General features: G+C 67.4%; 22 protein-coding genes. 9 read left to right on the top strand and 13 right to left on the bottom strand.

The genetic code is table 11. The annotated features are described in order from the left end of the window. Window positions 1-340: 340 nt before the first annotated feature. The 5 genes from SFB74_RS16020 (at window position 341) to SFB74_RS16040 (ending at window position 5,689) form a co-directional block, all read left to right on the top strand. Window positions 341-1,288 carry an adenylate/guanylate cyclase domain-containing protein gene (locus SFB74_RS16020; protein WP_432731764.1) on the top strand — a complete coding sequence of 316 codons (948 nt, stop codon included), beginning with the start codon at window positions 341-343 and terminating at the stop codon, window positions 1,286-1,288. A gap of 129 nt (window positions 1,289-1,417) precedes the next feature. Next, window positions 1,418-1,768 carry a hypothetical protein gene (locus SFB74_RS16025; RefSeq protein ID WP_432731765.1) on the top strand — a complete coding sequence of 117 codons (351 nt, stop codon included), beginning with the start codon at window positions 1,418-1,420 and terminating at the stop codon, window positions 1,766-1,768. Window positions 1,769-1,972: 204 nt separating this feature from the next. After that, window positions 1,973-3,802, top strand: a complete 1,830-nt coding sequence (locus tag SFB74_RS16030; RefSeq protein ID WP_432731766.1) for a DUF1800 domain-containing protein — start codon at window positions 1,973-1,975, stop codon at window positions 3,800-3,802. 28 nt (window positions 3,803-3,830) lie between these two features. Then, the gene (locus tag SFB74_RS16035; protein ID WP_432731767.1) at window positions 3,831-5,291 is read left to right on the top strand and encodes a DUF1501 domain-containing protein; all 1,461 of its coding nucleotides are present in this window, start codon (window positions 3,831-3,833) and stop codon (window positions 5,289-5,291) included. A gap of 5 nt (window positions 5,292-5,296) precedes the next feature. Continuing rightward, the gene (locus SFB74_RS16040) at window positions 5,297-5,689 is read left to right on the top strand and encodes a hypothetical protein (protein ID WP_432731768.1); all 393 of its coding nucleotides are present in this window, start codon (window positions 5,297-5,299) and stop codon (window positions 5,687-5,689) included. Between the two features lie 30 nt (window positions 5,690-5,719). Here SFB74_RS16040 and SFB74_RS16045 read toward each other — a convergent pair whose 3' ends face one another. The 5 genes from SFB74_RS16045 to SFB74_RS16065 form a co-directional block, all read right to left on the bottom strand. After that, the gene (locus tag SFB74_RS16045; protein ID WP_432731769.1) at window positions 5,720-6,076 is read right to left on the bottom strand and encodes a response regulator; all 357 of its coding nucleotides are present in this window, start codon (window positions 6,074-6,076) and stop codon (window positions 5,720-5,722) included. Further along, the gene (locus SFB74_RS16050; protein WP_432731770.1) at window positions 6,073-7,320 is read right to left on the bottom strand and encodes a hybrid sensor histidine kinase/response regulator; all 1,248 of its coding nucleotides are present in this window, start codon (window positions 7,318-7,320) and stop codon (window positions 6,073-6,075) included. Before SFB74_RS16050 ends, SFB74_RS16045 begins: the two co-directional genes overlap by 4 nt. Continuing rightward, on the bottom strand, window positions 7,310-7,927 hold the full coding sequence (locus SFB74_RS16055; RefSeq protein WP_432731771.1) for a chemotaxis protein CheB: 618 nt from the start codon (window positions 7,925-7,927) through the stop codon (window positions 7,310-7,312). Before SFB74_RS16055 ends, SFB74_RS16050 begins: the two co-directional genes overlap by 11 nt. Beyond that, a complete protein-coding gene (locus SFB74_RS16060; protein WP_432731943.1) occupies window positions 7,924-8,709 on the bottom strand; it encodes a CheR family methyltransferase in 786 nt (261 codons plus the stop codon). The genes SFB74_RS16055 and SFB74_RS16060 overlap by 4 nt, the downstream gene beginning before the upstream one ends. An 89-nt stretch (window positions 8,710-8,798) precedes the next feature. Then, on the bottom strand, window positions 8,799-12,293 hold the full coding sequence (locus SFB74_RS16065) for a response regulator (RefSeq protein ID WP_432731773.1): 3,495 nt from the start codon (window positions 12,291-12,293) through the stop codon (window positions 8,799-8,801). A gap of 142 nt (window positions 12,294-12,435) precedes the next feature. Here SFB74_RS16065 and SFB74_RS16070 point away from each other — a divergent pair, with 142 nt between their 5' ends. The 3 genes from SFB74_RS16070 to SFB74_RS16080 all read left to right on the top strand — a co-directional run bounded on the left by SFB74_RS16070 (window position 12,436) and on the right by SFB74_RS16080 (window position 16,870). Then, on the top strand, window positions 12,436-14,757 hold the full coding sequence (locus tag SFB74_RS16070) for a helicase C-terminal domain-containing protein (RefSeq protein WP_432731774.1): 2,322 nt from the start codon (window positions 12,436-12,438) through the stop codon (window positions 14,755-14,757). Between the two features lie 178 nt (window positions 14,758-14,935). Continuing rightward, window positions 14,936-16,174, top strand: a complete 1,239-nt coding sequence (locus SFB74_RS16075) for a family 16 glycosylhydrolase (RefSeq protein ID WP_432731776.1) — start codon at window positions 14,936-14,938, stop codon at window positions 16,172-16,174. Window positions 16,175-16,201: 27 nt separating this feature from the next. Continuing rightward, a complete protein-coding gene (locus SFB74_RS16080; RefSeq protein ID WP_432731777.1) occupies window positions 16,202-16,870 on the top strand; it encodes an alpha-ketoglutarate-dependent dioxygenase AlkB in 669 nt (222 codons plus the stop codon). Window positions 16,871-16,947: 77 nt separating this feature from the next. Here the strand turns inward: SFB74_RS16080 and SFB74_RS16085 are convergent, their stop codons facing one another. From SFB74_RS16085 to SFB74_RS16120, 8 genes are all read right to left on the bottom strand, one after another. Continuing rightward, window positions 16,948-17,295 carry a four-helix bundle copper-binding protein gene (locus SFB74_RS16085; RefSeq protein ID WP_432731778.1) on the bottom strand — a complete coding sequence of 116 codons (348 nt, stop codon included), beginning with the start codon at window positions 17,293-17,295 and terminating at the stop codon, window positions 16,948-16,950. After that, complete coding sequence (locus tag SFB74_RS16090; RefSeq protein ID WP_432731779.1) at window positions 17,292-17,504, bottom strand: hypothetical protein; 213 nt, start codon at window positions 17,502-17,504, stop codon at window positions 17,292-17,294. The genes SFB74_RS16085 and SFB74_RS16090 overlap by 4 nt, the downstream gene beginning before the upstream one ends. A gap of 178 nt (window positions 17,505-17,682) precedes the next feature. Next, window positions 17,683-19,257, bottom strand: coding sequence for an ABC transporter substrate-binding protein (locus tag SFB74_RS16095; RefSeq protein ID WP_432731780.1), 1,575 nt, complete (start codon window positions 19,255-19,257; stop codon window positions 17,683-17,685). A gap of 33 nt (window positions 19,258-19,290) precedes the next feature. Further along, window positions 19,291-20,952 carry an ABC transporter ATP-binding protein gene (locus tag SFB74_RS16100; RefSeq protein WP_432731781.1) on the bottom strand — a complete coding sequence of 554 codons (1,662 nt, stop codon included), beginning with the start codon at window positions 20,950-20,952 and terminating at the stop codon, window positions 19,291-19,293. After that, window positions 20,949-21,776, bottom strand: coding sequence for an ABC transporter permease (locus SFB74_RS16105; RefSeq protein WP_432731782.1), 828 nt, complete (start codon window positions 21,774-21,776; stop codon window positions 20,949-20,951). The genes SFB74_RS16100 and SFB74_RS16105 overlap by 4 nt, the downstream gene beginning before the upstream one ends. Before the next feature lie 5 nt (window positions 21,777-21,781). Continuing rightward, complete coding sequence (locus SFB74_RS16110) at window positions 21,782-22,726, bottom strand: ABC transporter permease (RefSeq protein WP_432731783.1); 945 nt, start codon at window positions 22,724-22,726, stop codon at window positions 21,782-21,784. Between the two features lie 28 nt (window positions 22,727-22,754). After that, window positions 22,755-23,648, bottom strand: coding sequence for a hydrolase (locus tag SFB74_RS16115; RefSeq protein ID WP_432731784.1), 894 nt, complete (start codon window positions 23,646-23,648; stop codon window positions 22,755-22,757). 13 nt (window positions 23,649-23,661) lie between these two features. Continuing rightward, window positions 23,662-24,795, bottom strand: coding sequence for a C45 family autoproteolytic acyltransferase/hydolase (locus tag SFB74_RS16120; RefSeq protein ID WP_432731785.1), 1,134 nt, complete (start codon window positions 24,793-24,795; stop codon window positions 23,662-23,664). 164 nt (window positions 24,796-24,959) lie between these two features. Here SFB74_RS16120 and SFB74_RS16125 point away from each other — a divergent pair, with 164 nt between their 5' ends. Then, complete coding sequence (locus SFB74_RS16125) at window positions 24,960-25,853, top strand: LysR substrate-binding domain-containing protein (protein ID WP_093195258.1); 894 nt, start codon at window positions 24,960-24,962, stop codon at window positions 25,851-25,853. Window positions 25,854-25,922: the final 69 nt, after the last annotated feature.

Consider the following 25,922-nt stretch of genomic DNA (forward strand, 5'->3'; position numbering starts at 1 on the left):
GGCAATAGGTTGCCGGAAGCGGGAACGGCCGCTACCTTAAGCCTGAGTTAACCATTCCACAAGATGTGAAACGTTGTTTCTTGTTTGTAAACAACACGCTTTACTTATCGTTTTCACCAGTAATTGAATTTTGTTTTCCAAAGTACTACAAGCTGATGAATGACTCTGTTTGCATCTGCCTTGTCACCAGTGGCGCATACCCGAGAGATCAACAAGAAGGGCATGCAAGCTGCATATTCCATGCGTGAACGGGTGCATATATGCAGCACCGGCGGCACGGGAATACAGAGAACCCTGGGCATTTACAACCATCGGTAGAAATCGAGAAGAGCAAAACAGTATGGGTGTCAATTCCACAGTCGTATTCGCGGACTTGACGGGGAGCACGAGGGTCTTCGAGGCCATGGGGAACGCACGGGCCACGGAGACCGTGACCCGGCTGACGCAGTGGATCGGCGGCGTGTGCCAGGCGCACGGCGGTCGCGTGGTGAAGTCGCTCGGAGACGGCGTCTTCGCCATCTTCACGAGCGGCGCGGCGGCCACGCATGCGGTCGTCGAATTGCAGCGCTATCACCAGAAGCGGCTGCTTGCATGGCCTGCGCCTTTGCGCATGGCGTTGCAGATCGGCGTGGCCAGCGGCGAGGTGGTCGAGGTCGAGGGCGACTGCTATGGCGACGCCGTCAACCTCGCATCACGATTGAGCGACCTGGCCGGCCCTGGCCAGATCTGGGTGACCGCCGCGGTCATCTCCCAATTGCGCGAAGGGGCGGTGCAGCATCGCGACCTCGGTCTCATCAACATCCGTGGGCGCAGCGAGATGTCGGTCGTGCACCGCATCGACTGGCAGGAAGACGTGACGTCGTTCCTCACCGTGCCCGCCGCGCTCGCACCCTTGCGCATGCCCGATTCCTCGTTCGGGCAGATCGAGCTGGCGTGGCTCGACGTGCGCTCGATGTTCCGCACTGAAGAGCTGCCGATCCACCTGGGCCGCGTCGACGACGCGCAGTTCGTGGTCAACGACCCTCGCGTCTCGCGGCTGCACGCGCGCATCGAACTGCGGCAGGGCAGTTGCGTGCTGATCGACGTCAGCACCTATGGCACCTGGGTGCGCTTCCATGGCAACGACGGGCCCAGCACCGAGATAGCCCTGCGGCGCGAAGAGTGCGTGCTGCATGGCCGCGGCGAAATCGGCCTGGGCGCGCCGCTCAGCGATTTCAGCGCGCCGACCATCGCCTTCAACACGAGCAGTGGCGACGTGATGCTGTCGCGACGCGAAATCGCGCGCTGAGCACCACACGGCACTGCCCGTGGCGGTGACGTTTGGCTACCATGCTTGCATGCAATCGGGTGCACCGCGGTCACGCGTGGGGCGTTGCGTATCCACTCGGGCGTTGTCCGCCCCAGGCCTGGAGCGACTGTGAACTTCAAACCTCAATCTTCTGTTTTCAAGCTGGCGGCCATCGGTGCCGTCATGGCCGGCGCGCTGCTGGCGGCGGGAGCCGCGAACGCGCGCGGAAGCTGGTCGGTGCAGATCGGCACCCCCGGCTACGTGGTCGGCGGCTATCCGGCGCCGTACTACGCGCCGCCACCGGTCTACAGCTATCCGGCACCCATCTATTACGAACCGCCGCCGCCGGTCTACTACCGGCCGCCGCCCCCGGTGTACTACCGCCCGGCGCCCATCTACACCCCGCCGCCCGGTCGCATCTACTACGGTCCCGGCTATCCCTATCGCCCGCCGAACGGCTGGGATGACGAGCGCGATTGACACTGTCACCTGAATGTTTTCTGAAGCATTGGCATGCCCTCTGGCATGCCAATTTTGTTTCAAGGAGTGACTAAAAAGTCACATTGGCACACATTTTTGTGGTGACCTGACCCATCTTGGACACTTGCCCTGCCGTTTTTTACAGGGCATGCCGCTTGCCTTGATCGCTCCAACAGGCGTCGATACGCCGCAGGAGCGAGGATCATGCTGGAACAGTTGGAGGCCGGGCGCGCAAGACCGGCCGACGAGTTGGCGTACGTCGCGGAGACAGCGGCCGTCGAAGACAAGGCGATGCCGGATGGCTCGCGTCCCCTGAAGGCCGCAGCCGTGTTTTCCATCGCGGCGGCACTGGCCGCGTGCGGTGGTGGCGGCGGAGGCGGGGGCGGTGCAGGGGGCTTCGGCTTTCCCGTCGGCGGCAACCCTCCCGGCGCCAACCCGGGCGTGACGCCAGACACCGGCCCTTATCACTACCCTCAGGCGCAGAACGACGCGGAAGCCGCGCGCTTCCTGCTGCAGGCCCAGTTCTCCGCCTCCGACGACGAAATCGCCGCCGTGCGCGCCAAGGGCTACCTGCCGTGGCTCAGCGAGCAGCTCGGCGCGGCGCGCCAGCCCTCCGCCTGGGAGTGGGTCAACAGCAAGCCTTACGAGACAGTCAACGCCGATGCCATGATCTGGCGCCAGCTGATGACGGCCGCCGACCCGGTGCGCAAGCGCATGGCACTGGCGCTCAGCGAGATCTTCGTGGTCTCCGGCACCGAGATCGGATCGAGCTGGCCCACGGCCATGATGTCCCAGTACTGGGACATGCTCGCCAACGGCGTCACGAGCAACTTCCGCCAGCTGCTGGAAGACGTGACGCTGAACCCCGCGATGGGCTTCTATCTCAACACCCGCGACAACCGAAAGGAAGACGCCTCCGGCCGCCAGCCCGACGAGAACTACGCGCGCGAGGTCATGCAGCTCATGACCATCGGCCTGTACCAGCTCGAGAGCGACGGTACGGTGAAGACCGGCGCCGACGGCCAGCCCATCGAGACCTACGTGCAGAACGACGTGACCAATCTCGCGCGCGTCTTCACCGGCTACGACCTCGACATCCGTTCGGCGGAACGCAATGCCTTCACTCCGCCCGGAGCCGGCTACACGATCGAGACCAACGCCTGGACCACGCGTCCCATGGCCTACAAGGCTTCCAACCACTCTATGCTGGAGGCGCGCTTCCTCGGCGCCAGCGTGCCCGCCGGCACGCCCGGCCCGGCGGCGCTGAAGATCGCGCTGGACACGCTCTTCAACCATCCGAACGTCGCTCCCTTCATCGGCCGGCAGCTGATCCAGCGGCTGGTCACCAGCAACCCCAGCCCCGCCTACGTGAAGCGCGTGGCCGGCATCTTCGCCAACAACGGCGCTGGCGTGCGCGGCGACATGAAGAGCGTGTTCGCCGCCGTGCTGCTCGACGACGAGGCACGCGGCCCCGCCGGTCTTTCCGACCCGAACTTCGGCCACCTGCGCGAGCCGATGCTGCGGCTCGTGCAATGGGGCCGCACCTTCGGCATCGGCTCGGCGTCGGACAAATGGGATATCGGCAACACCTCCGATCCGAGCCAGTACCTGGGCCAGTGCCCGCTGCGCTCGCCCTCGGTGTTCAACTTCTTCCGGCCCGGCTATGTGCCGCCCTCGACCGCCATCGCCAGCAACAAGCTGGTGGCGCCCGAGTTCCAGCTGGTCAACGAGACCAGCGTGGGCGGCTATCTCAACTTCATGCAGGGCATCCTGCAGAACGGCTTCAGCAGCAAGGACGTGATCGCCACTTACACGGCCGAGAAGGCGTTGGTGAACGACCCCGCCGCACTGGTGCGCCGACTCAACCTGCTGCTCACCGGCAACCAGCTCTCGGCCGCCACGGTCGCGCTGATCACCGACGCGCTGAGCAAGGCCCCGCTGGTGAACCCCACGACCGACGCTCGCAGGCTCGACCTCATTTGCGCCGGCGTGCTGCTGGTGATGGGCTCGCCCGAGTACCTCGTGCAGAAATGAAGAAGAAAGAAGCCGGAGCGACCCGAACATGTACCTGATCGATCCTGCCCGCCACACGCGCCGCGCCTTCCTGCGCCGCTCGGGCCAACTCGCGCTGGCCGGCACCGCGATGCCGTTCGCGCTCAATCTCGCCGCCATGGGCGAGGCCGCGGCCCAAGCCGCGCCGAGTGACGACTACAAGGCGCTGGTTTGCGTCTTCCTCTTCGGCGGCAACGACTACGCCAACACGCTCGTCAACTACGACACCGGCAGCTACACCAAGTACAGCACCATCCGCGGCGCCATCTCGCTGCCGTACGACGCTGCGCTTGCGGCCACCGAGCTCAAGCCCGCCGTCTCGCTCGCCAACGGCCGCAAGTACGCGCTGAACCCGGCGATGACCAAGCTCACCACGCTGTTCGACGAAGGCAAGATGGCCGTGCAGCTCAACGTGGGCCCGCTCATCAAGCCGCTCACGCGCGCGCAGTTCAACGGCACGAACCGCAAAGACTTCCCGATCCCGCCCAAGCTGTTCTCGCACAACGACCAGCAGTCGATCTGGCAGTCGTCCTCGCCCGAAGGTTCCACCATCGGCTGGGGCGGCAACCTAGGCGACCTGATGCTCAGCGGGCAGCGCAATGCGTCGCTCTTCACCTGCATCTCGGTGGCGGGCAACGCGGTGTTTCTTTCAGGCGACGAGGCGCTGCAGTACCAGGTCGGCACGCGCGGCGCGGTGCGCATCAATAGCGTGAGTTCGGCCACAGGCAACGTCTACGGTTCCTCGGCGGTCAAGGCTGCCATGCAGCAGTTGGCGCAGCAAGGGCGCAGCCATACGCTAGAGAACGAATACAACAAGGTCACGCTGCGCGCGGTAGAGGCGGAAGGCAAGATCACCACTGCCATCCTGCCCGACGACCTGAGCGGCAACTTTCCCACCAACAACAATCTGGCCGACCAGCTCAAGATGGTGGCGCGCCTGATCCGCGGCCGCACCTCGCTGGGGGTGAAGCGGCAGGTGTTCTTCGTTTCTATGGGCGGCTACGACCTGCACGACGATCTCGACACCAAGCAGGGGCCTTTGATGCAGCGCCTGTCCGACGCCATGAGCGCGTTCCAGCGACAGATGGAAACCCTTGGCGTTTCCGACAAGGTCACGGCCTTCACCGCCTCCGACTTCGGCCGCACGCTGTCGAGCAACGGCAACGGTTCCGACCACGGCTGGGGCAGCCATCACTTCGTAGTGGGTGGCGCGGTCAAGGGCAACGCTCTCTACGGTACGCCGCCGCCCGTGAGCGTGGGCAACACCTCGGCCGACGACGACCAGTGGCACGTGGGCCAGGGCCGCCTGCTGCCCACCACCTCGGTCGACCAGTACGCGGCGACGCTGGCCAAGTGGTTCGGCGTGCCCGATTCGGACCTCAACGGCATCCTGCCGAACCTGAAGAACTTCAACAACATCACAGCGCCGAGCGGCATCAGCTACCCGCGCGACATGGGGTTCATGAAATGAATGCAATGACCAGCATGAGCAGCATGGCCGGCATGAGCGCCATCGGCGGCCTCAACGGCATGGAGGGCGGGGCCAGCGTGAACTTCAGCGCCGAACCGCCCGCGGAGATGCACGCTCCCGAGCGCAGCAGCGGCAGCAAGGGCGTGACGCACGTGCGCCCCTTCACCAGCGTGGAGGCGGCCATCGCGGCCGTGGAGTCGCTGGACCGCGACCTCAAGAAGTTCGAACTCGCGGTGGCCGACAGCCTGCAGGACTACCTCGGCGTGCAGATGGCGCAGATCACCGACTGCGCGCTGGCCCGTGGCTGGGAGCCGGTCAGCTTCATGCAGCGGGACGGCTTCCGCGTCTACCGCTACGAGGCCATGCCCGCCTACAAGGGGCGCCGCAAGAAGCGCTGAGCCCGCTGCAAAGCCCCGGAGCGCTCCCGTTCAGGGCTGCGCGAGGATGCGCTCCAGCTTCTCGATGTCGACCGGCTTCTGCAGGTGATGGTCGAAGAGCCCCTCGGCCGAGCGGCCGCCCGCGTCCTGTGCCGAGAAGCCCGAGATCGCGACCAGCAGCTTCGGCGTGCCTGCGGCTGTGCTCTCGCGCAGCCGCCGCGCCACCTCGCTGCCGGGAAGATCGGGCAGGCTGAGGTCGATCAATGCGGCGTCGAAGCTCCCGGCGGCGGCCGCGTCCAGCGCCTGCTGCGCCGTGTAGGTGCACTGCGCGGTGTGGTCGTGCAGGCTCAGCAGCTCCTGCAGCAGGTCGGCCGAGGCCTTGTTGTCGTCGACGATCAGCACGTTCACTGGGGGGTCTTCTTTCCGTCAGGTTGGGCGTCGGTTGAATCGGGAAGTATGGCGGGGGCCTGCAGCGGCAGTTCGACCACGAAACGCGACCCTTCGCCCGGTGCGCTTTCCACGCCGATGCGCCCGCCGTGCAGGTCCACGATCTTGCGGGTGATGAAGAGCCCGAGGCCCAGTCCGGCCGCGTGCTTGCGGCTGTCGTCGGTGCGCTCGAACTGCTCGAAGATGCGGGCCTGGTCCTCGGGCGCGATGCCGATGCCCTGGTCGCGCACGGCCACCTGGGCCGATTTTCCGAGCTGCTGCACCACCATCTCGACCGGCTTGCCGCCACCGTAGCGCAGCGCGTTGGTCAGCAGGTTGGTCAGCACCTGTTCGATGCGGAACTCGTCCCAGGCACCGTGCAATTCGGCCGGCGCGGCCAGCGTGATGACCGTGCCCGCGGCCTCGGCCTGCTGGCGCAGGTTTTCCACCACCGCGTGCGCGAGCGCCGAGAGATCGGTCGGCTGGGGCTTGATGGAGAGCGCGTCGCGCCGCATGCGCGTCACGTCGAGCATGTCGTCGATCAGCCGCACCATGGCGCGGATCTGCCGCTGGTCGCGCTCGATCATCGCGGGCAGGCGCTCGGGCGAGAAGCTGTCGAGCTTGCCCTTGGAAAGATGCAGCTGCCGCAGCTGCGCCTCGAGGTAGAGCGTGTTGAGCGGCGTGCGCAGCTCGTGAGACACCATCGACATGAAGTCGTCGCGCATGCGCACTGCGTGCTCAAGTTCGTGCTGCGTCTGCTGCAGCTGCTGCACCAGTTCTTCCTGCTTCTTGTGCGCGGCGGCGAGCGAATCCATCTCATGGCGCAGCGCCTTGCGGTGCTGGTAGAGGTCGACGAACACGTTCACCTTGCTGACCACCGCGTGCGGATCGAGCGGCTTGTGCAGGAAGTCGACCGCGCCGCTCTCGTAGCCCTGGAAGGCGTAGTTCAGCTCGCGGCCCGCGGCGCTCACGAAGATGATCGGGATGTGCCGCGTGCGCTCTGTGCCGCGCATCAGCTCGGCCAGCTCGAAGCCGTTCATGCCGGGCATCTGCACGTCGACGATGGCGAGCGCGAATTCGTGCTCCAGCAGCAGTGCCAGCGCGGCATCGGCCGAGCCCGCGCGGTACGCGGTGCGGCCCGGCGCACGGATCAGCGCCTCCAGCGCGAGCAGGTTTTCCGGCAGGTCGTCCACGAGCAGCAGCTTGCTTTCGATGTCAATGTTCATGGACGGCCTCCAGTTGGAGCAGCAGGTTGCGCAGTTCGCGCAGGGGGAGCACGTAGTCGGGCATATGACGCGCGATGGCGGCCTGGGGCATGGTGGGAATCTGGGCTTCCTTCGGTTCCTGGACGGCGGTGAGCCCGCCGGCCAGATGGATGCGTTGCAGGCCTTGCGCGCCGTCGTCGTTCGCGCCGGTCAGCAGAAAGCCGGCGAGGGCGGGGCCGTAGGCGTCGGCGGCGGAGCCCATCAGCACGTCGATGGACGGGCGCGAGAACAGCACGGGCGGCTCGCAGCTCAGCGAGAAGACGCGCTCGCGCTCGATCGACAGGTGATAGCCCGGCGGCGCGAAGTACAGGCAGCCGGCCGAAAGCGGCATCTTGTCGTTGGCCTCCTGCACGGGGATCGGCAGGCGCTGCGCGAAGATCTCGGCGAGGTGGCTCTCGTGCTCCTCGGGCAGGTGCAGCACCACCGCCATCGGGATGTGCCAACCGGCGGGCAGGTCCTGCAGAAGAATGGACAGCGCGTCGATGCCGCCGGCCGAGGCACCCAGCACCACGGCGTCCACGCGCTTGCGGACAGGGGAACGCAGGTGGCGTTTCGTCTGGCCCGTCATGTGGCTTTCTTGCGGTAGATGCGCTCGGCTCGTGCGTGCGCTTCGAAGCGGTCCGCGTAGCCCGAGAAGTCGATGCTCTCCTTCGAACCCAGCCCGAGAAAGCCGCGATGCGACAGCGACTCGTGGAACAGGCCCAGCGCGCGGTCCTGCAGCTCGCGGTTGAAGTAGATCAGCACGTTGCGGCACGACACGAACTGCGTCTCCGCGAACACGCTGTCGGTTGCGAGGCTGTGGTCGGCGAAGATCACGTCGGCGCACAGCGAGGGGTCGAAGCGCGCGGCCTCGTAAGCCGCGGTGTAGTAGTCGGAAAACTCGCTGCGCCCGCCCGCGCGCTGGTAGTTGGTGGTGTAGCCGCGAATGGCCTCCAGCGGGAAGATGCCCTGCCTGGCCTTCTCGAGCGAGGCAGGGTTGATGTCGGTGGCGTAGATCTGCGTGCGCGCGAGCAGGCCTTCCTCGCGCAGCAGGATGGCCAGCGAGAACACTTCCTCGCCGGTGCTGCAGCCCGCCACCCAGACCTTGACCGAAGGGTAGGTGTGCAGGATAGGCACCACGTGCTGCCGCAAGGCCAGGAAGTACGACGGGTCGCGGAACATCTCGCTCACCGGGATCGTCAGGAACTGCAGCAGCCGCCCGAAGAGGGCCGGGTCGCGCAGCACGCGCTCCTGCAGCGCCGAGATGTTCGGCAGCCCGAGCTGGTCGAGCGCGTGCAGCACGCGGCGCTTCTGCGAGGCCACGGTGTAGTTGCGGAAGTCGTAGCTGTACTTGAGGTAGATCGCCTCCATCAGCAGGCGCAGCTCGATCTCGGTGTCGCTCAGCGGATGCAGCGGCGCCACGCCGGAGCCGCCCTTGGAAGAAGAGCCTTGGCGCGTGGTCACAGCCGCTCCATCTTCGGCATCCACACGCGCAGCAGAGAGAACAGGCGCTCCAGGTCCACCGGCTTGGCGAGGTAGTCGTTGGCGCCGGCGGCCAGGCATTGCTCGCGGTCGTCCTTGGTGGCCTTGGCGGTGATGGCGATCACCGGCATGTCCGCGAAGCGCGGGTCGCCGCGCAGGCGTCGCGTGGCTTCCAGGCCGTCCATCTCCGGCATCATCACGTCCATCAGCACGAGATCGATCTCGCTGACCTGGTCGAGCCGCTCCAGCGCCTCACGGCCGTTGCGGCCGATCTCGACGATGGCGCCGCGCTGCTCCAGCGCGCTGGTCAGCGCGAAGATGTTGCGCACGTCGTCGTCCACCAGCAGGATGGTGCGGCCCTCGAAGATCCGGTCGCGCCCGCGCGCCGTCTTCAGCATGCCCTGGCGCTCGCTCGAAAGCTCGGCCTCCACCTTGTGCAGGAACAGCGTCACCTCGTCGAGCAGGCGCTCCGGCGAGCGGGCGCCCTTGATGATGATCGAGCGCGAGTAGCGCTGCAGCTCCGTCTCCTCGTCGCGCGTGAGGTTGCGCCCGGTGTAGACGATGACCGGCGGGAACGACACGATCTCCTCCGCGGCCATGGCCTTCAGCAGCTCGCTGCCCTGCATGTCGGGCAGCTTCAGGTCGGTGATCATGCAGTCGAAAACGCGGGTGCGCAGCAGCTCCAGCGCCTCTTCGCCGGAACCGACGGCGACGATCTCGATGTCGTCGTCGCCGATCAGCTTGATGACGCTCTCGCGCTGCAGCTCGTCGTCTTCCACCAGCAGCACGACCTTGACCTTCTGCGTGAGCTTTTCCTCCAGGCGGCCGAACACCTTCATCAGCTCGTCGCGGGTGGCGGGCTTCAGCGCATAGCCGACGGCGCCCATCTGCAGCGCCGCGCCCTGCGCACTCTCGGCGGCCGACACCACGTGGATCGGAATGTGCCGCGTGTGCGGCGAATCCTTCAGCCGCTGCAGCAGGTCGAGACCGGTGCTGTCGGGCAGGCGCATGTCCAGCAGGATCGCGTCGGGCAGGAACTGCGTGGCCAGTTCGAAGCCGTCGGCTGCGCCGTGCGCGACCAGGCAGCGGTAGCCCAGTTCGTGCGCCAGGTCGTAGAGGATGTGCGCGAACTGCGGCTCGTCCTCGATCACCAGCACGCGGCGCACCTGGTCGCGCGGAAGGCTGCGGTCGTCGGCGAACTGCGGCGCGGGCACCGGGGCAGGGGGCCTGGGGGCCAGGGCGGGCTGTGCATGGGCCGGCGAGTGAGCGGCCCGGGGCGTGTAGACGGCCGGCGGCTTCTGCTGCTGCTGATGGTCCGGCGAAGCCTGCGGCGCCTGCGCCGGCAGCTGCAGCGTGAAGGTACTGCCCTGGCCCGGCGTGCTGTCGACGGTGAGCGTGCCGCCCAGCAGCTGCGTGAGGTCGCGCGAGATCGACAAACCAAGCCCGGTGCCGCCGTAGCGTCGGCTGGTGGTGCCGTCGGCCTGCCGGAAGGCTTCGAAGATCAGCTCGTGTTGCTGCGGATCAATGCCGATGCCAGAGTCGGACACCGCAAAGGCCGCGCCGCCATCGGCCGCGGGCGATATGACCAGCGTCACCTCGCCGCTGTCGGTGAACTTGATCGCGTTCGACAGCAGGTTCTTCAGGATCTGCTCCACCCGCTGCCGGTCGGTGAGCAGCGATGCCGGTGCGTCGGGCCGCACCTCGAGCCTGAAGCCCAGGTTCTTCTGCATGGCCAGCGGGCCGAAGGTGCTTTCCAGGCTGTGGGCCAGCTTGACCAGAGGCACGTCTTCCGGCACCACTTCGAGCTTGCCGGCCTCGACCTTCGCGATGTCGAGGATGTCGTTGATCAGCACCAGCAGGTCGTTGCCCGATGAATAGATCGACTCGGCGAACTTCACCTGCTCGCCCGTCAGGTTGCCCTGCGGGTTGTCGCCCAGCAGCTTGGCGAGGATGAGCGCGCTGTTGAGCGGCGTGCGCAGCTCGTGCGACATGTTGGCGAGGAATTCCGACTTGTAGCGGCTGGCGCGCTGCAGCTCGTCGGCGCGGTCTTCCAGGTCGCGCTGCACGCGGCGCAGCGCGGTGTTGCGCTGGTCGAGCGCCTCGGTGCGCTCGGAAAGCTGGCTGTTGGTCTGCTCCAGCTCGGCCTGCTGGTTCTCCAGCATGGCCTGCGAGGCGCGCAGCGCGCGCGACTGTTCTTCCAGTTCCTCGTTGGCGGTGCGCAGCTCTTCCTGCTGCACCTGCAGTTCCTCGTTGAGCTGCTGTGTCTCGGCCAGCACGTCCTGCAGCTGCTCGCGGTAGCGCGCCGCCGCCAGCGAGGTGCCGATGTCGTCGGACACCATTTCGACGAGCTGGCTGCCGCGCTCGTCCAGCGCACCGGGCAGGCCGAGCTCGACCACGCCATTGACCATGCCGCTGCTCGCCACCGGCACCAGCAGCACCGCCTTCGGCGCCATCTCGCCCAGGCCGGAGTTGACCTTCAGGTAGTCGGCGTCGATGGGGTCGATCAGCATGCGCCGGTTCTCGGCGGCCGCCTGGCCCACCAGGCTTTCGGTGGGCGAGAAGACCTGCGGCGTGGCTTCCGAGGCGCTGGAGAAGCCGTAGCTCGCCGCGCGGCGCAGCGGGCCGTGGCGCTCACGCACGTAGATGGCGCCGACCGACGTGCCGAGGTGGCGGGAGAAGAACGAGAGGATCTTGCGGCCCATGTCCGGCGCGCTGAGTTCGCCGACCAGATCGCCCACCAGCTCGGTCTGCGCGCCGCGCAGCCAGGCCTCGTGCGCCAGCCGGTCTGCGTGGGCGGCCTGCTCCTGGAGCACGACGTCGTAGCTCTCGGACAGCCGCACCAGTTGCCGGCGCCCGAAGTAGGCCACCAGCCCCGTGAAGCTCAGGGTGAACAGCAGGAACAGCCCGACCACCCACCACGCGGTGCGGTTGGCCTCGTTGTTGCGCTGGAAGCGCAGCGCCTGCTCGGTTTCCATGAAGGCGGTGAACTCGGCGCGCATGCTGTCGGTCAGCCGCTTGCCCCGGCCCAGGCGCACCACCATCTGGGCGTCCTCTCCCTTGCGGTGCGTCGCGATCAGCTCGGCGGCGTAGTCGTTCCAGCTGGTCTGGATGGAGGCGATGCGGTCGAGGCGCTCGACCTGCTGGCGGTTGTCCGACACCAGTTCGCGCAGCGCGGCCGTGTCGGCTTTGACGCGGGGCAGGGCGCTCTGGTAGGGCTCCAGGAAGCTCTCGTCACCGGTGATCAGGAAGCCGCGCATGCCGGTTTCCATGTCGATGCTCTGGCGCTGCAGTTCGCTGGCGGCACGCGTGACGCGGTCGGTGTGCTCGACCCAGCCGATGGTCGACAGCAGGAACAGGATCAGCCCGACGAACACCACGGCCCCGAACAGACCGCCGATCAGGGGAAGCTTGATGTTGCGGCTCAGCAGCCGCTCGAAGTCGTCGGGGTCGATCGCGGTGGGGGTTTTCGTCATCGGTGCTATTTGTAAGCAAAACTTGTGAAGTCTGGCCGATAAATGCGCATGACCCTGTCGGAAAACATCCCGACAGGCGTCATGGCAGGGGTGGAGGGGCGGGGTGCCTCGTTATACTGTAATTTCATACAGTAAACGCCAGATGGGCTCCGAACCCTTCATTCCGCAAGACACGGCTCCCGTCGTTGCCAGGCACGTAGTGTCCGTCAAGGCCCTGTGCGCCTTCGGCGCGAAGGCGGGCGACCTCGACCTGCGCTTCGTGCCCGCGCCCAGCGCGCTCGAAGGCATGGCCGGGCACGCGCTGGTGCAGCACCGGCGCGGGGGCGACTACGAATGCGAAGTCGGCCTCGAAGCCACCAGCGGCGCCGTGCATGTGCGCGGCCGTGCCGACGGCTATGAATTCCACCGGGCCCGGGTGGAGGAAATCAAGACCTTCCGGGGCGACTTCGACGCCATCCGCGGCAACCACCGCGCGCTGCACTGGGCGCAGGCCCGCACCTACGGCTGGATGCTGTGCGAGCGCGACGGCCACGACGAGATGGTCGTCGCGCTGGTCTATCTCGATCTCGCCACCGGCGACGAGACCGTGCTCGAGGAGCATCACACCCGCGAGGCCCTGCGCGAACACTTCGAACTGCTGTGCGGCCGCTACGCCACCTGGGCTGCGAGCGAAGCCGGGCACCGCGCCGCGCTCGACGGCACGCTGGCCGCGCTCGCGTTTCCGTACGGCAGCTTCCGCGCCGGCCAGCGCGAACTGGCGGAGTCGGTCTATCGCGCAGGGGCCGGCGGGCGCTGCCTCATGGCGCAGGCGCCCACCGGCATCGGCAAGACGCTGGCCACCATCTTCCCGCTGCTGAAGGCGCGTGCGGCCCGCAAGATCGACAAGCTGTTCTTCCTCACCGCCAAAACCTCGGGCCGGCCCGTGGCGCTCGATGCGCTGCGCGTGCTCGACAAGGGACGCGGCCAGGGCAGGTTGCGCGTGCTCGAACTCGCGGCCCGCGAGAAAGTCTGCGAATACCCCGACCGTGCCTGCCACGGCGACGCATGCCCACTTGCGAGGGGCTTCTACGACCGCCTGCCCGCGGCGCGCGAGCAGGCGGCGCAGGTGGCCTGGCTCGACCGCGAGGCGCTGCGCGACATCGGTCTCGCGCACGAGGTCTGCCCCTATTTCCTTGCGCAGGAAATGGCGCACTGGGCCGATGCCGTCGTCGGCGACTACAACTACTACTTCGACAGCAGCGCCTTTCTCTACGCCACCATGCGCGAGTCCGACTGGCGCGCCGGCGTGCTGGTCGACGAGGCCCACAACCTGCTCGAACGCGCGCGCGGCATGTACACGGCCGAACTCGACGGCGGCGCGCTCGAGGAAGCCCACCGCATGGCGCCCGCGGTGCTGCGCGGCCCGCTCGCGCGGGTGTTCCGCGAATGGGACACGGTGCAGCAGTCGCAGCAGGCCGACTACGAAACCGCCGACGAGATCCCCGAGCGCTTCCTGCGCACGCTGCAGGCGGCCAACACAGCCATGGCCGAGCATTTCGCCGCCACGCCCGATGCCTCGCAGGGACCGCTGCAGCGCTTCTTCTTCGACGCGTTGCACTTCGCGCGGCTGGCCGAAGCCTTCGGCGACCACTCGGTGTTCGAGCGCACGCTGGGTGCCACGCAGCAGGCGCGCCGCCTGGCCATCCGCAACCTCGTGCCGGCGCCGTTCCTGCAGAGCCGCTTCGCGGAGGCGGCGTCGGTCACCTGCTTCTCGGGCACGCTGTCGCCCTTCGAGTTCTACCGCGACGCCCTCGGCCTGCCTGAGGACGCTGCGCTGCTCGACGTGGCCTCGCCGTTTCACAGCGCACAACTGCGCGTCGAAGTGGCCATGGACGTGTCGACCCGATTTCGCGACCGCGCGGGCTCGCTGCGCGAGGTGACGGACATCATCGGCGCTCAGTTCGAGCGCCTGCCCGGCAACTACCTGGCTTTCTTCAGCAGCTTCGACTACCTCGAGAAGGCCTGCGCCGCCTTTGCCCTGCGGCACCCCGGCGTGCCCGTGTGGACGCAGACGCGCGGCATGCGCGAGGCCGACCGCCAGGGCTTCGTCGCGCGCTTCGAGGAGGGCGGGCAGGGCATCGGCTTCGCGGTGCTGGGCGGCGCCTTCGGCGAGGGCATCGACCTGCCGGGCAGCCGGCTGATCGGCGCCTTCGTGGCCAGCCTGGGCCTGCCGCAGTACAACGAACTCAACGAGATCACGCGCGAGCGCATGCAGGCGCGTTTCGGCAAGGGCTACGAGTACACGTATCTCTACCCGGGCCTGCAGAAGGTGGTGCAGGCAGCCGGCCGCGTGATTCGCACCGAGGAAGACCGGGGCGTGCTGCACCTGCTCGACGACCGGTTCGCGCGCGCGGAGATCCGTGAGCTGCTGCCGCGCTGGTGGCAGGTGCGGCTGGCGAGGGGTGAAGGCGATGCGCTTCGGTAGGCCGAATTCAGCGCGAATGGAGCGCAATTGCAAACAATTGAGTGTTCGCGCACCGCTTGCGGAAATTCATTCGAGAGGGAATCCGGATTTAAATGACGAATTGAATTGTTATCTTTTTGAGCGATTTTGGGCCCAATTAAGATTGGAAAGGAAATTCACGCAAGGGAGGAAAATTTCCATGAAACCAGATCGCTCGATTGAACAAGCAGTGGCCAAGGAGAAATCGCGCAGGCAATTCCTGCAAACGGGAGCACAAACGGCAACGGCGCTATTGGGAGCTTCAGTAGTTGCGGGATGCGGAGGGGGAGGTTCAGGCAGCCACGTCAATAGCGCGAATTTTCTGCCTGCCGCGACAAATCCGGCCACGGAAAATTCGCCTGCAGCCGCGACGGCGCCACAGGCATCTCCGCCGTCCTTGGCAAAGAACCCCGTCATTCATTCCTTTTCTCCGGCCCTCGCAATACGAGGAAACGTAATTGTCATCACGGGCGCCGAATTCGATTCGAATGCCTCCGTCAGCTTCGGCGGGGTGCCTGCGACGAAGCTCAGCGTCGACTCCGCGAGCCAGATTTCAGCAACCGTGCCCGCGTCGGCCAGGACCGGCGAGATCTCCGTCCGGACGGCGGGAGGAACGGCGCGATCCGGCACGCAGTTGGTGGTGTCGCATGCCCCCAAGTCGGCGGACGGCTACAAGCTCGCATGGCACGACGAGTTCGAAGGCAGTACCGTCGATCGCGCCAAGTGGAGCTTGAGCACCAATGTGCGCGACGACGCATTCCAGACGGTCGAGGCCGTGAAGGTCGAAAACAGCGTCCTGAAGATCTCGACCTACACGGACCCCTCGACCGGCAGGCACCACACGGGGTGGCTGGTCACGAGAGGGCTCTTCGAATTCTGCTTCGGGTACATCGAAGCCAGCGTGCGTTTCGCCACCAGGCCGGGACAGTGGGGAGCTGTCTGGTTGATGTCCCAGGCCAACAAGGCTGCAGAGCCTCCGAACCCGGCCGCGGGCGTGGAGGTGGACATCATCGAGCACCGGGCAGTTTCGAAGGACAACGCAGCGGACATCAGCAACGGGTTCTCGAGCGCGGTGCACTGGAACGGCTACGAAGACGGAAAGACGATCTCCCGGGGCAGCGGCCCGCAGCGGCTGCCGGAAAAGCAGTCGTTCTCGAGCTGGCACACGGTGGGGGTGCTCTGGACGTCGGAGGGATACCAGTTCTACCTCGACGGCGCGGAGACGCCGTACGCGACCATCAAGGAAGGCATTTCCCTCAGCGACGAATACATCAAGCTCACCTGCGAGATCAAGAACGGCGGCTGGGCGGGCCTCATTCCGCCCGGCGGCTACGGCCCGCTGGGCGCCGACGCCAATGCGACCATGGAAGTCGACTGGGTTCGCGTGTGGCGACCGTAGCGGCCTGACAGCGAAAAGACAGACCAGATGACGCGCGCCACCCGACGTCTCGAACATGCAGGCCAACCCGATCTGTTCGGCGAGGCGCCGGTGGCCGCGATCGAGGGACTGCGCTATGAAAGCGGGTTCCTGTCGCGGGAGGAAGAGGCCGGGCTGCTGCGCATCGTGCAGGCCCTGCCGCTCAAGGAGATGCGCTACAAGGAATACACGGCGCGCCGCCGCGGCACCAGCTTCGGCGGCAGCTACGACTTCGACATCAACCGCCTGAAGCCCGGTGCGCCGCTGCCCGAGACGCTGCATCCGCTGCGGGCAAAGGCGGCCGAGTGGGCCGGCATTGCGCCCGAAGACCTCACGCACATGCTGGTCGCCGAGTACCGGCCCGGCACGCCGCTGGGTTGGCACCGCGACGTGCCCGACTTCGAGGACATCATCGGCGTCTCGCTGAACAACGACGCGGTGATGCAGTTCAGGCCCTACGTGCCGGGCGCGCCGGCTTCGGGGCCGGCCACGCTCGAGTTCCTGATCGAGCCGCGCTCGGTGTACCTGCTGCGCGGGCCGGCGCGGTGGGCCTGGCAGCATGCGATTGCGCCCACCGAGGCGCTGCGTTACTCCATCACCCTGCGTACGCGGGCTCGGCGTGCCCGATCTGTCTTCTCCGGGGCACGAACGGCGGCGCGGCCGCCGACAGATCGCTGATCCAGGCTTCCCACGCCGCTTGGCGCTGTTATGGATCGCCGCACAACAGCGCGGAAGCATGGAAATTCACCCGCCGTTCAGGCCGCCGCAGCCATGCTCCTGCATTCGGTCTCGCACTGCCGGCAGGCTTCGGCGCAGCGCTGGCAGTGGTCCACGTCGTGCTTGCCGCATTCGGCGGCGCAGCGCTGGCAGATTTCGGCGCACATGCCGCAAGCGACCACGATGTTCTCGCCGCCGCGCGCCATCACGGCGGCGGTGAAGGCACAGGCCGCGGCGCAGTCCGTGTCGAGCGCGATGCAGCGCGCCATGCCGCCCCGGCCTTCGGCAAGGCAGGCGGCTGCGCAGCGGTTGCATGCCAGCGCACAGGCGTTGCACGCTGCGATGCAGCGGTCCATCGCCTCGCTGGTGTTGAGCGCGGCGGTCATCGCGAGCCACCGCCGCGGCGGGCCTGCAGCTGGTTGCTTCCGCCGACATGGCTTTCGCGGTCGCTGCGGCTTTCCGGCGTACGGCGCGGCTCGTTCCTGGGAGTGGCTGGCTGATTGCCGGCCTTGTTGTGCTGCGTGGGCAGGCTGTCGTGCTCGTCGGTGGTGACGGCGTCGGGGTTCTGATGCGGGGTCTGCTTCGGGGATGTCATGGGGCGGGACTCCTTCGGTGAGCTGAAGAACGGGTCGGACGGGTCGGACAGGTGCGACCTCCAGTTCTTTCTCCGGCGTCCCTTGCGGCATGCATGTGGGAATGGACCGACCCCGCGCGTCGTCCATGGGGCAGGCAGGGGAGAGGGCTCCCCTGGCTCCTCAGGTGCCTTGGTTGGCTTAGTTGCCCTTCGCGGCGCTCACCGACACGCCCCACATCCGCGGCTTGCCTTCCCACACCGCGAAGCCGCTCACGCGCTTGCGCACGGCCCATGCGTCGAGGCCGTTGAAGAGCATCACCATCGGCACCTGCTGGATCATGAGCGCGTGGATCTGGTCGAACAGCGCCTGGCGCTTCTTCGGGTCGGACTCGGCAAAGCTCTCGTCGATCAGCTTCAGCGCCTGCGGGTCTTCCCACACCTTGCGCGCCTGCTTGTCCTTCGGGCCCGAGAACTGCTCGTAGCTCAGGGCCGGGTCGAGGCGCGAGGAATAGCTGAACGAGCTCATCTGGTAGTTGCCGCTGTTGTAGCGGTCGAGCTGCGTGGCCCATTCGAGCACCTCGATCTGCGCGTTGATGCCCACCGACTGCATCATGGCCTGCGCCAGCACCGCCACCGTGTAGCTGGGCACGTGGGCGCGCTTGTTGGTCTGGATGGTGATCTTCTCGCCCTTGTAGCCGGCCTCGCGCAGCAGCTTCGCGGCCTGCGCCGGGTCGTAGTGCCAGCCTTTCTTCTGCGCGGCGCTGTAGAAGGCCGAGCCCTTGTGGATGGCCGAGTTGTTGGGCGAGCCCAGGCCTTCGGAAGCGGCCGCCACGATCTGCTCGATGTCCAGCGAGGCCGCGATGGCCTGGCGCAGCTTCTGGTTCTTCAGCAGCGGGTCGCGCGTCTGGATCAGCAGCACGTTCTTGATCGCCTCGGGCGGAGCCTGCACCGCGAGGTTGCGGTCGTTCTTCATTTCCTGCGCGTCGCTCGACGTGATCTGGCCCGCGTCGATGGCGCCCGACTTCAGGCCCGCCGCCGCCGTGGCCGCGTCGGGCACGACGAGGAACTTCACCGAGTCCACCAGCGGCGCCTTCAGTCCCACGTAGCCGTCCGATTTCGTCGCACCCGGCGTGGAGGTGTAGCCCTTGAAGGCCGTCACCGTCACGTACTCGCCGCGCTTCCATTCGCCGAACTTGAAGGGGCCGGTGCCCACCGGCTTGTCCCAGCTGCCGTCGGCCTTCACCGAGCTCTTGTGCAGGATGGCGGTCATGCCGCAGTCGGTGCGCGCGAGCGTGTCGAGGAACACGGCCGAGGGCTTGTTGATCTTCATCACGAAGGTGCTGTCGTCGGGCGTTGCCGTCTCGACCACCTTCAGGCCGTTGCGGCCGTCGTACTCGCTGGTGCAGCGCCAGTCGGTCTTCGGGTCCATGTAGCGCTTCCAGTTCCAGGCCACATCTGCCGAGGTCAGCGGGGCGTCGTTGTGGAACTTCACGCCCTTGCGCAGCTTGAAGGTGTAGGTCAGGCCGTCCTTCGAAACGTCGACCGACTGCGCCAGCAGCGGGCCCACGCTGCCGTCCATGCGGTAGCCGACCAGCCCCTCGACCATGTTGAGTACCACGCCGTCGGTGGTGTTGTCGCGGTTCACGCCGGGGTTGGTGGAGCGGATGTCGGCGGGCTGCGCCACGGTGATGCTGGTCTGCGCGAAGGCGCCCGATCCTGCGGCGAGGCAGGCGGCGGCGATGGCGGCGTGGCGAAAGTTGAAGAAGCGGGACATGAGGAACTCCTGCGGTGCAATCAAGAAAGGAAATCAGGCGAAGGCCGGCGTCTCGGCCCCGAAGCGCCAGCGCAGCCGCACGCCGCCGCCGGCGGTCGGCTCCAGCGCCGGAATGGCCGACAGCAGCTTGCGCGTGTAGTCCTGCTGCGGCGCGTCGAACACCGCATCGCGCGGGCCCTGCTCGACGATGCGGCCATCCTGCATCACGATCACGCGGTCGGCCACCTGTTCGACCACGCCGAGGTCATGGCTGATGAAGAGGCAAGAGAAGCCGTGGCGCTTCTGCAGCTCGGCGAACAGCTTCAGCACCTGCGCGCGCACCGTCACGTCGAGCGCCGACACCGGCTCGTCGGCGATGACGAAGCTCGGCCGCCGCACGATGGCGCGCGCGATGGCCACGCGCTGACGCTGTCCGCCCGAGAGTTCGTGCGCGTAGCGCTGCGCGAAGCCCGTGCCCAGGCCCACTTCGTCGAGCACCTCCTGCACGCGGCGGGCCTTGTCGGACGCCGACATGCCCTTGACCAGCCGCAGCCCTTCGCCCACGAGCTGGCCGATGGTCATGCGCGGATCGAGCGAGGCGTACGGGTCCTGGAACACCATCTGGCACTGCAGCCGGTAGTCGGACCAGCCGGCGTCGGAGCGCAGGATGGGCCGGCCGTTGAAGAGGATCTCGCCGCCGCTGGGCTTGAGCAGCCCGGCGATGGTGCGCCCCAGCGTGGTCTTGCCCGAACCCGAGCCGCCGACCACCGCGACCACCTCGCGCGGCCGCACCACCAGGTCGATGCCGTGCAGCGCGCGCTTCGGCGTCGCCTTGGCGAACAGGCGGCGATGCCCGGCGTAGTCGACGACGAGGTTGCGCACCTCGACCACCGGCGCCTCCTGCGTCGCCTCGCGTGCGGGCAGTCGGCGCGGCATGGCCTGCAGCAGTTCGCGGGTGTACTCGTGCTTGGGCCGTTCGAGCATCTCGTCGGTGCGGCCGGTTTCCTTCACTTCGCCGTGGCGCATCACGACCATGCGCTGGGTGAAGCGGGCCACCATCGGCAGGTCGTGGCTGATCATCAGCACGGCGGTGTTGTGTTCGCGCGTAAGGCCGACCATCAGCTCCAGCACGTCGCGCTGCACCACGGCGTCGAGCGCGGTGGTGGGCTCGTCGGCGATGAGCAGCGCGGGCTCCAGCAGCATCACCGACGCGAGCATCATCCGCTGGCGCATGCCGCCCGAGAACTCGTGCGGCCACGCGTCGAGCGCGCCCTTGGGGTCGCGGATGCCGACGCGCGCCAGCATGTCGGGAATGCGCTCCTGCCGCGCGGCCGGAGACAGGTTGCGCCGGTGCAGCGCGAGCGCTTCGCCGAGCTGCCTGCCGATGGTCATCGACGGGTTCAGCGAGGTCATGGGCTCCTGGAACACCATGCCCACGCGCGCGCCGCGCAGTTCGCGAAGCCGCGCCGGCTTCGCCAGCGCCAGGTCTTCGCCCTCGAACAGGATGCGCCCGGCGGTGCGCACCAGCGGCGGCGGCGTGAGGCCCATGATGGCGCGCGCGGCCTGCGTCTTGCCACTGCCCGATTCGCCGACGATGCCGACCATCTCGCCCGGCGCGATGTCGAAGGACACGTTGCGCACGATCTCGCGACCGCCGATGCCGACGGCCAGCGTCAGACCTTCCACGCTGACCAGTGGTGTTGCCTGGGAACTCATTGGACGCCCTTCATGCGCGGATCGAGCCAGTCGCGCACAGCGTCGCCCAGCAGGTTGATGCCCAGCAGCGTCAGCGCGATGCACAGGCCCGGAAGAATCGAGAGATAGCTGGCCTGCGCCATGAACGGGCGGGCCGACGCCAGCATGTTGCCCCAGGTGGGCGCCGGCGGCGGCACGCCCAGCCCGAGGAAGGACAGCGCGCTCTCGGCCAGGATCACCCAGCCGAACATCGACGTGGCGAGCACCGTGAGCGGTGCGGTGCAGTTGGGCAGCACGTGGCGCACCATGGTGTAGAGCTCGGAGTTGCCCAGCACGCGCGAGGATTCGATGAACTCCTTCTCGCGCAGCGACAGCACCGTGCCGCGCACGATGCGCGTCACCGAGGGCGTGTAGGCCAGCCCCAGCGCCAGCACGATGCCGTACTGGTTCGCGCCCACCACAGCGAGCAGGCCCAGCGCCAGCAGCAGGCCCGGGAAGGCCAGCAGCGCATTGTTGAAAGCCATCACGATGCGGTCGGTCCAGCCGCGCAGGAAGCCCGTCAGCACGCCGACGATGCTACCCACGACGATGGCGAAGCCCACCGTCAGCACGCCGATCCACACGCTGGTGGCGGCGCCGGCCATCAGGCGCGAGAGCTCGTCGCGGCCGAACTCGTCGGTGCCCAGCAGGTAGGCGCCGCCGGGCAGCTTCAGGCGCGAGCCGAAGTTGATGCGCAGCGGATCGTGCGGCGTCCACACGAGGCTCAGGAGCGCCGCCGCCACGATCAGGCCGACGACGGCGATGCCCACCAGGGCATTCAGGGGAATGCGCTTCTTGCGCTTCATCGTTGTCATTCGACGGCAACTCTCGGGTCGAAGAAGGGGTAGCAAAGGTCGATCACGAGGTTCACCACCACGTAGATCACCGCCACGAAGAGCAGGCAGCCCTGGATCACCGGGTAGTCGCGCGCGAAGATCGCGTCGACCAGCAGCCGGCCCAGGCCGGGAATGGTGAACACCGTTTCCACCACCGCGATGCCGCCGAGCAGGTTGCCCAGCACCAGCCCGATGAGCGTCCAGGTCGGGCCGAAGGCGTTGCGGAAGGCATGGCGCATCAGCACCGCGCGCTCCGACAGGCCCTTGGCGCGCGCATGGGTGATGTAGTCCAGCCGCAGCACCTCGAGCGTGCTGGCGCGCGCCATGCGCATCAGCACGCCGATCTCGTGCAGGAACAGCGTGAGGATCGGCAGCACCAGGTAGAGCAGGCCGTTCTTCCAGTCTTCGGAAATGCCGACGTAGCCCACCACCGGCAGCCAGCCCAGCTTCAAACCGAACAGCAGGAGCAGCAGCAGGCCGAGCCAGAAGGTCGGAATGGACACCAGCAGCGTCGCCGCGCCCACCAGCAGCAGGTCGGGCGCGCGGTTCTGCTTCCAGGCGGCGATCATGCCCGCGGGTACCGCCACCATCGCGGCCAGCAGCACGGCCACCAGCACGATGCGGCCGCTGATGAGAAAGCGGTCGGTCACGAGCGAGAGCACGTCCTGCCCGGTGTTGATGGACGTGCCCAGGTCGCCCTGCAGCACGTGGCCGAACCAGATGCCGAACTGCGCCGGCACGGAGCGGTCGAGGCCGAGGCGCTCGCGCAGCTCGGCCAGGCTGGCGGGGGTGGCGAGGTCGCCCAGCAGCAGCTGCGCGGGGTCGCCGGGAATCAACCGTATCAGCACGAACACCGACACCGCCACGATGAGCAGCGTGGGGATCGCCATCGCGATGCGGGAGGCTGCGAAGCGGAACATGAAGCCGTCTTCCTTTCGGCGCTCGGCGTCAGGCCGCCTGCGGCACCGCCGCCGGCTCGCGCAGCGCGTGGAGGGCGTCGGCCAGGAAGTCCTGCACGCAGTCGACGCAGGCCAGGCCGTTGTGGGGCACGTTGTCGAGCAGGTCGAAGCGGACCTTCACGCCGGCCGCCTCGAAGGAGCGGCGCAGCGTGTCCAGCCGCTCGGGCCGGGTGCGGCCGGCGTCGTTGGCGCCGGGCATGTAGTGCTTGCCGCCTTCGCGGTGCGTGATCTCCCAGGTCTCGATGTCGGCCTTGCCGGCGACCATGTGCACGGGCAGGGCGCGCAGCGCTTCGAGGTTCATCGGCTTGCCGAAGCGTGCCTCGAAGTCGGCGGTGCCGACCCACCAGCCGTGCGTGGGGTCGATCTGCGTCACCGAGCCCGGCGCGCCGATGGACACGGCCCACAGCCGATCGGGATGCAGCATCGCGAAGCGGTTGGCGAACTGGCCGCCGCCCGAATAGCCGAAGAGCGCGAAGCGCTCGAAGTCGCAGCCGAACTTCTCGCCCACCTCGGCCACCATGTCGAGCAGCACGCGGTCGTAGTGGATGTCGGCTTCCACCAGGTGCTTGAAGCCGTCGCGGTTGCCGTCGCCGCGCACGCCGGCCGGGAACAGCGGGCACAGCACGATGCAGTCGTTCCACCGGGCGAAGCCGGCGAAGGCCTCGCGATAGTTGACGAAGGCGCGGCCGGTGCCGTGCATCACCACCACCAGCTGCATCGGCCGGGTGCCGGGCCTGCCGATGTGCTCGGGCACGTAGGTGCAGTACGAAAAGCGCGGGTCGCTGCGCGAGGCGTAGATGGTGCCGTGGCCCAGGTCGTAGATGGCGCGGGCGCGCTGGTCGGCAAAGGCGGTGGGGGCTTCGGGGGGCGTGTTGCGAGTCATGGGTGCGGGTCGCTCAGAGCGTGTATTCCTGGAAATTGCGGGCTTCGTAGGGCTTGCGCGCCACCCACATCACGCGGTTGGCCGCGTCCATGAGCGTGGTGGCGACAGTGGCCGAGATGCTGCTGAAGTCGGCCGGCTTCGGAGTGCGCAGCACACCGTCGGGCTTGCCGAACTCGTCGGCCAGCGCGGCCTTGACGTGGCTCCAGTCGATGCGGTCTCCGGCGCGGCGCAGGGCGTTTTCCACGCGGTGCTGGCGGTAGATGCTGTCGGGCCGCTGCGGCAGGCCGGGGTCGCGCAGCTTGACGATGGCCGCGGGCGACATCCAGTGGTTGGCGTGCACCAGCAGGTCGTTCTCGGGCAGGGTCCAGAAGATCTCGCCGGGCGAGGTCTCCAGGCTGATGCCCGAGCCGTCGTTGCCGGTGGACTGGGCCAGGATCATGTTGTTGGCGCAGTAGCGCTTGGAGGCCCAGATGGTCTTCATCGCCTGCGCGAGGTTTGCGGCCTCCAGCACGCGGCGGCGCAGCAGCACGAGCGGCACGCCGGCGCCTTTCTGGAAGTCTTCGTTGCAGGTCAGCGAATTGCCGGTGAGCGACACGCCGTTGCTGTTGAAGCCGTGACGCGCCAGCGCGCCGGCTTCGGTGAAGGTGAGCATGTCGGGGCCGCCGGCGTTGCGGATGCGCAGCACGATGCCCGTGTCCACGCATTCCTGGCGCCAGTCCCAGTTGTGGGCGTGCATCAGCCGGCCGGTGGCCGAGCGCGCGGGCAGCACGACGAGGCCGGTGCAGTCGCCGTCTTCCGACGAGGCTGCGTCCGCCGCGGGCTCGGGGGAGCGCTTCATGTCGGCATAGCCGAAGAGCATCTCGGTGCGGCAGTTGATCATCACGATGTCTTCGAGCGGCACGCCCGCGCCTTCGGCGATGCCGCGCATCTCCTCCAGGTAGCTCGCGTCGTAGCCCTCGATCAGCGGGAGCATCGACTGCGCCAGCTGGCGGATGGTGGCGTCGTCCAAGCCGCGGCGACCGAGTTGTGCGCGGTAGAGCGCGATACCGCCGGCCACGCGTTCGGGCACCGCGCGGCCGTGCTGCAGGCCGCGCTCGTGCGGCGTGCCGGAAACATCGACGAGGGGAAAGTATTGAGGGGCTGTCATGGAGTGCTTGTTTCTGGGGTGAGCCTGTCATCCGCCTGCCGTCTGAAGGCGCTAAGGCGGTGACTTCGGCACGCATTGTTTTGCAAGCACAGGAAAAAATAAATTTAAAAAATATTTAGAATTAATAAAGAAATACTTTCTCTTTCGTCCGTGCACACCCTGGCATGAGCAGCATCCGATTCCTCCGCACCTTCGTCGCCGCTGCCCGTGGCGGCTCTTTCGCTGCAGCGGCCGACCAGGTCGCGCTCACCCAGGCAGCCGTGGGCCAGCAGATGCGCGCGCTCGAGGCGGAGCTGAAGAAGACACTGTTCGACAAGACAGGCCGCACCATGGTGCTGAGCCCCGCGGGGCACCTGCTGCTGCCGCGCGCAGAGGAACTGCTCGCGCAGTACGAGTCCATGCGCCGCGACCTGCAGGATCAGCGGCAGATCGCGGGCACCATCAAGCTCGGCTCGCTGATCACCGCCATGGGCTTGCTGTCGAGCACGCTGGCGCAGCTCAAGTCGCTGCATCCGAACCTCGAAGTCGAGCTGCGCGTGCGCGAGCAGACGCAGCTGATGCAGGACGTGGTGAGCGGAGAGCTCGACGCGGCCGTGGTCGTCGAGCGCCAATGGCCCGAAGCGCCGGGCCTGCTCTGGACGCCGTGCTACGACGAAACACTCACCGTGCTCGCCAACTCCAGCATCGCCTCGCCCGACGCGAGCATCGCGACCCTGTTCGCGACACAGCCCTTCATCCGCTTCGACCGTCGCACGCCCACCGGTGCGCGCATCGACCGCATCCTGCGGCGGCTGCAACTGGTGCCCAAGGAGTTTCTGGAACTCAACTCGCTGCTGGCCATTGCCGAGCTGGTGCGCAAGAACGTCGGCTTCAGCATGGTGCCGTTGCTGAAGAACTTCGACTGGGAAAGCGATCCGGCGCTGAGCGTGTTGCAACTGCCCGGCAGGCCGGTGGCGCGGCGCGTGGGCATGCTGGAGAACGGGCGGCGCAGCCACATCACCGGCGTGGTCCGCGAAGAGATGCTGGCGCACCTGCGGCGCATGAAGCCGGGCTCCTGACACGCAGTTGACAGCGCGACGACGGAAAACACTGACGCACGTCGCGCGCCTCTTCTTACCCACGGCGCA

Origin of the sequence: Variovorax xiamenensis, assembly GCF_050916385.1 — a bacterium.
GTDB lineage: Bacteria > Pseudomonadota > Gammaproteobacteria > Burkholderiales > Burkholderiaceae_C > Variovorax.

What these genes read in the sequence shown, in the direction of transcription:
- SFB74_RS16055 (WP_432731771.1), bottom strand. Translation starts at nt 7,927, where the DNA reads ATGACGGGCCAGACGAAACGCCACCTGCGTTCCCCTGTCCGCAAGCGC.
- SFB74_RS16100 (WP_432731781.1), bottom strand. Translation starts at nt 20,952, where the DNA reads ATGAGTTCCCAGGCAACACCACTGGTCAGCGTGGAAGGTCTGACGCTG.
- SFB74_RS16030 (WP_432731766.1), top strand. Translation starts at nt 1,973, where the DNA reads ATGCTGGAACAGTTGGAGGCCGGGCGCGCAAGACCGGCCGACGAGTTG.
- SFB74_RS16110 (WP_432731783.1), bottom strand. Translation starts at nt 22,726, where the DNA reads ATGTTCCGCTTCGCAGCCTCCCGCATCGCGATGGCGATCCCCACGCTG.
- SFB74_RS16105 (WP_432731782.1), bottom strand. Translation starts at nt 21,776, where the DNA reads ATGAAGCGCAAGAAGCGCATTCCCCTGAATGCCCTGGTGGGCATCGCC.
- SFB74_RS16115 (WP_432731784.1), bottom strand. Translation starts at nt 23,648, where the DNA reads ATGACTCGCAACACGCCCCCCGAAGCCCCCACCGCCTTTGCCGACCAG.
- SFB74_RS16120 (WP_432731785.1), bottom strand. Translation starts at nt 24,795, where the DNA reads ATGACAGCCCCTCAATACTTTCCCCTCGTCGATGTTTCCGGCACGCCG.
- SFB74_RS16050 (WP_432731770.1), bottom strand. Translation starts at nt 7,320, where the DNA reads ATGAACATTGACATCGAAAGCAAGCTGCTGCTCGTGGACGACCTGCCG.
- SFB74_RS16080 (WP_432731777.1), top strand. Translation starts at nt 16,202, where the DNA reads ATGACGCGCGCCACCCGACGTCTCGAACATGCAGGCCAACCCGATCTG.
- SFB74_RS16125 (WP_093195258.1), top strand. Translation starts at nt 24,960, where the DNA reads ATGAGCAGCATCCGATTCCTCCGCACCTTCGTCGCCGCTGCCCGTGGC.
- SFB74_RS16095 (WP_432731780.1), bottom strand. Translation starts at nt 19,257, where the DNA reads ATGTCCCGCTTCTTCAACTTTCGCCACGCCGCCATCGCCGCCGCCTGC.
- SFB74_RS16085 (WP_432731778.1), bottom strand. Translation starts at nt 17,295, where the DNA reads ATGACCGCCGCGCTCAACACCAGCGAGGCGATGGACCGCTGCATCGCA.
- SFB74_RS16040 (WP_432731768.1), top strand. Translation starts at nt 5,297, where the DNA reads ATGACCAGCATGAGCAGCATGGCCGGCATGAGCGCCATCGGCGGCCTC.
- SFB74_RS16060 (WP_432731943.1), bottom strand. Translation starts at nt 8,709, where the DNA reads ATGGAGGCGATCTACCTCAAGTACAGCTACGACTTCCGCAACTACACC.
- SFB74_RS16065 (WP_432731773.1), bottom strand. Translation starts at nt 12,293, where the DNA reads ATGACGAAAACCCCCACCGCGATCGACCCCGACGACTTCGAGCGGCTG.
- SFB74_RS16035 (WP_432731767.1), top strand. Translation starts at nt 3,831, where the DNA reads ATGTACCTGATCGATCCTGCCCGCCACACGCGCCGCGCCTTCCTGCGC.
- SFB74_RS16075 (WP_432731776.1), top strand. Translation starts at nt 14,936, where the DNA reads ATGAAACCAGATCGCTCGATTGAACAAGCAGTGGCCAAGGAGAAATCG.
- SFB74_RS16090 (WP_432731779.1), bottom strand. Translation starts at nt 17,504, where the DNA reads ATGACATCCCCGAAGCAGACCCCGCATCAGAACCCCGACGCCGTCACC.
- SFB74_RS16070 (WP_432731774.1), top strand. Translation starts at nt 12,436, where the DNA reads ATGGGCTCCGAACCCTTCATTCCGCAAGACACGGCTCCCGTCGTTGCC.
- SFB74_RS16020 (WP_432731764.1), top strand. Translation starts at nt 341, where the DNA reads ATGGGTGTCAATTCCACAGTCGTATTCGCGGACTTGACGGGGAGCACG.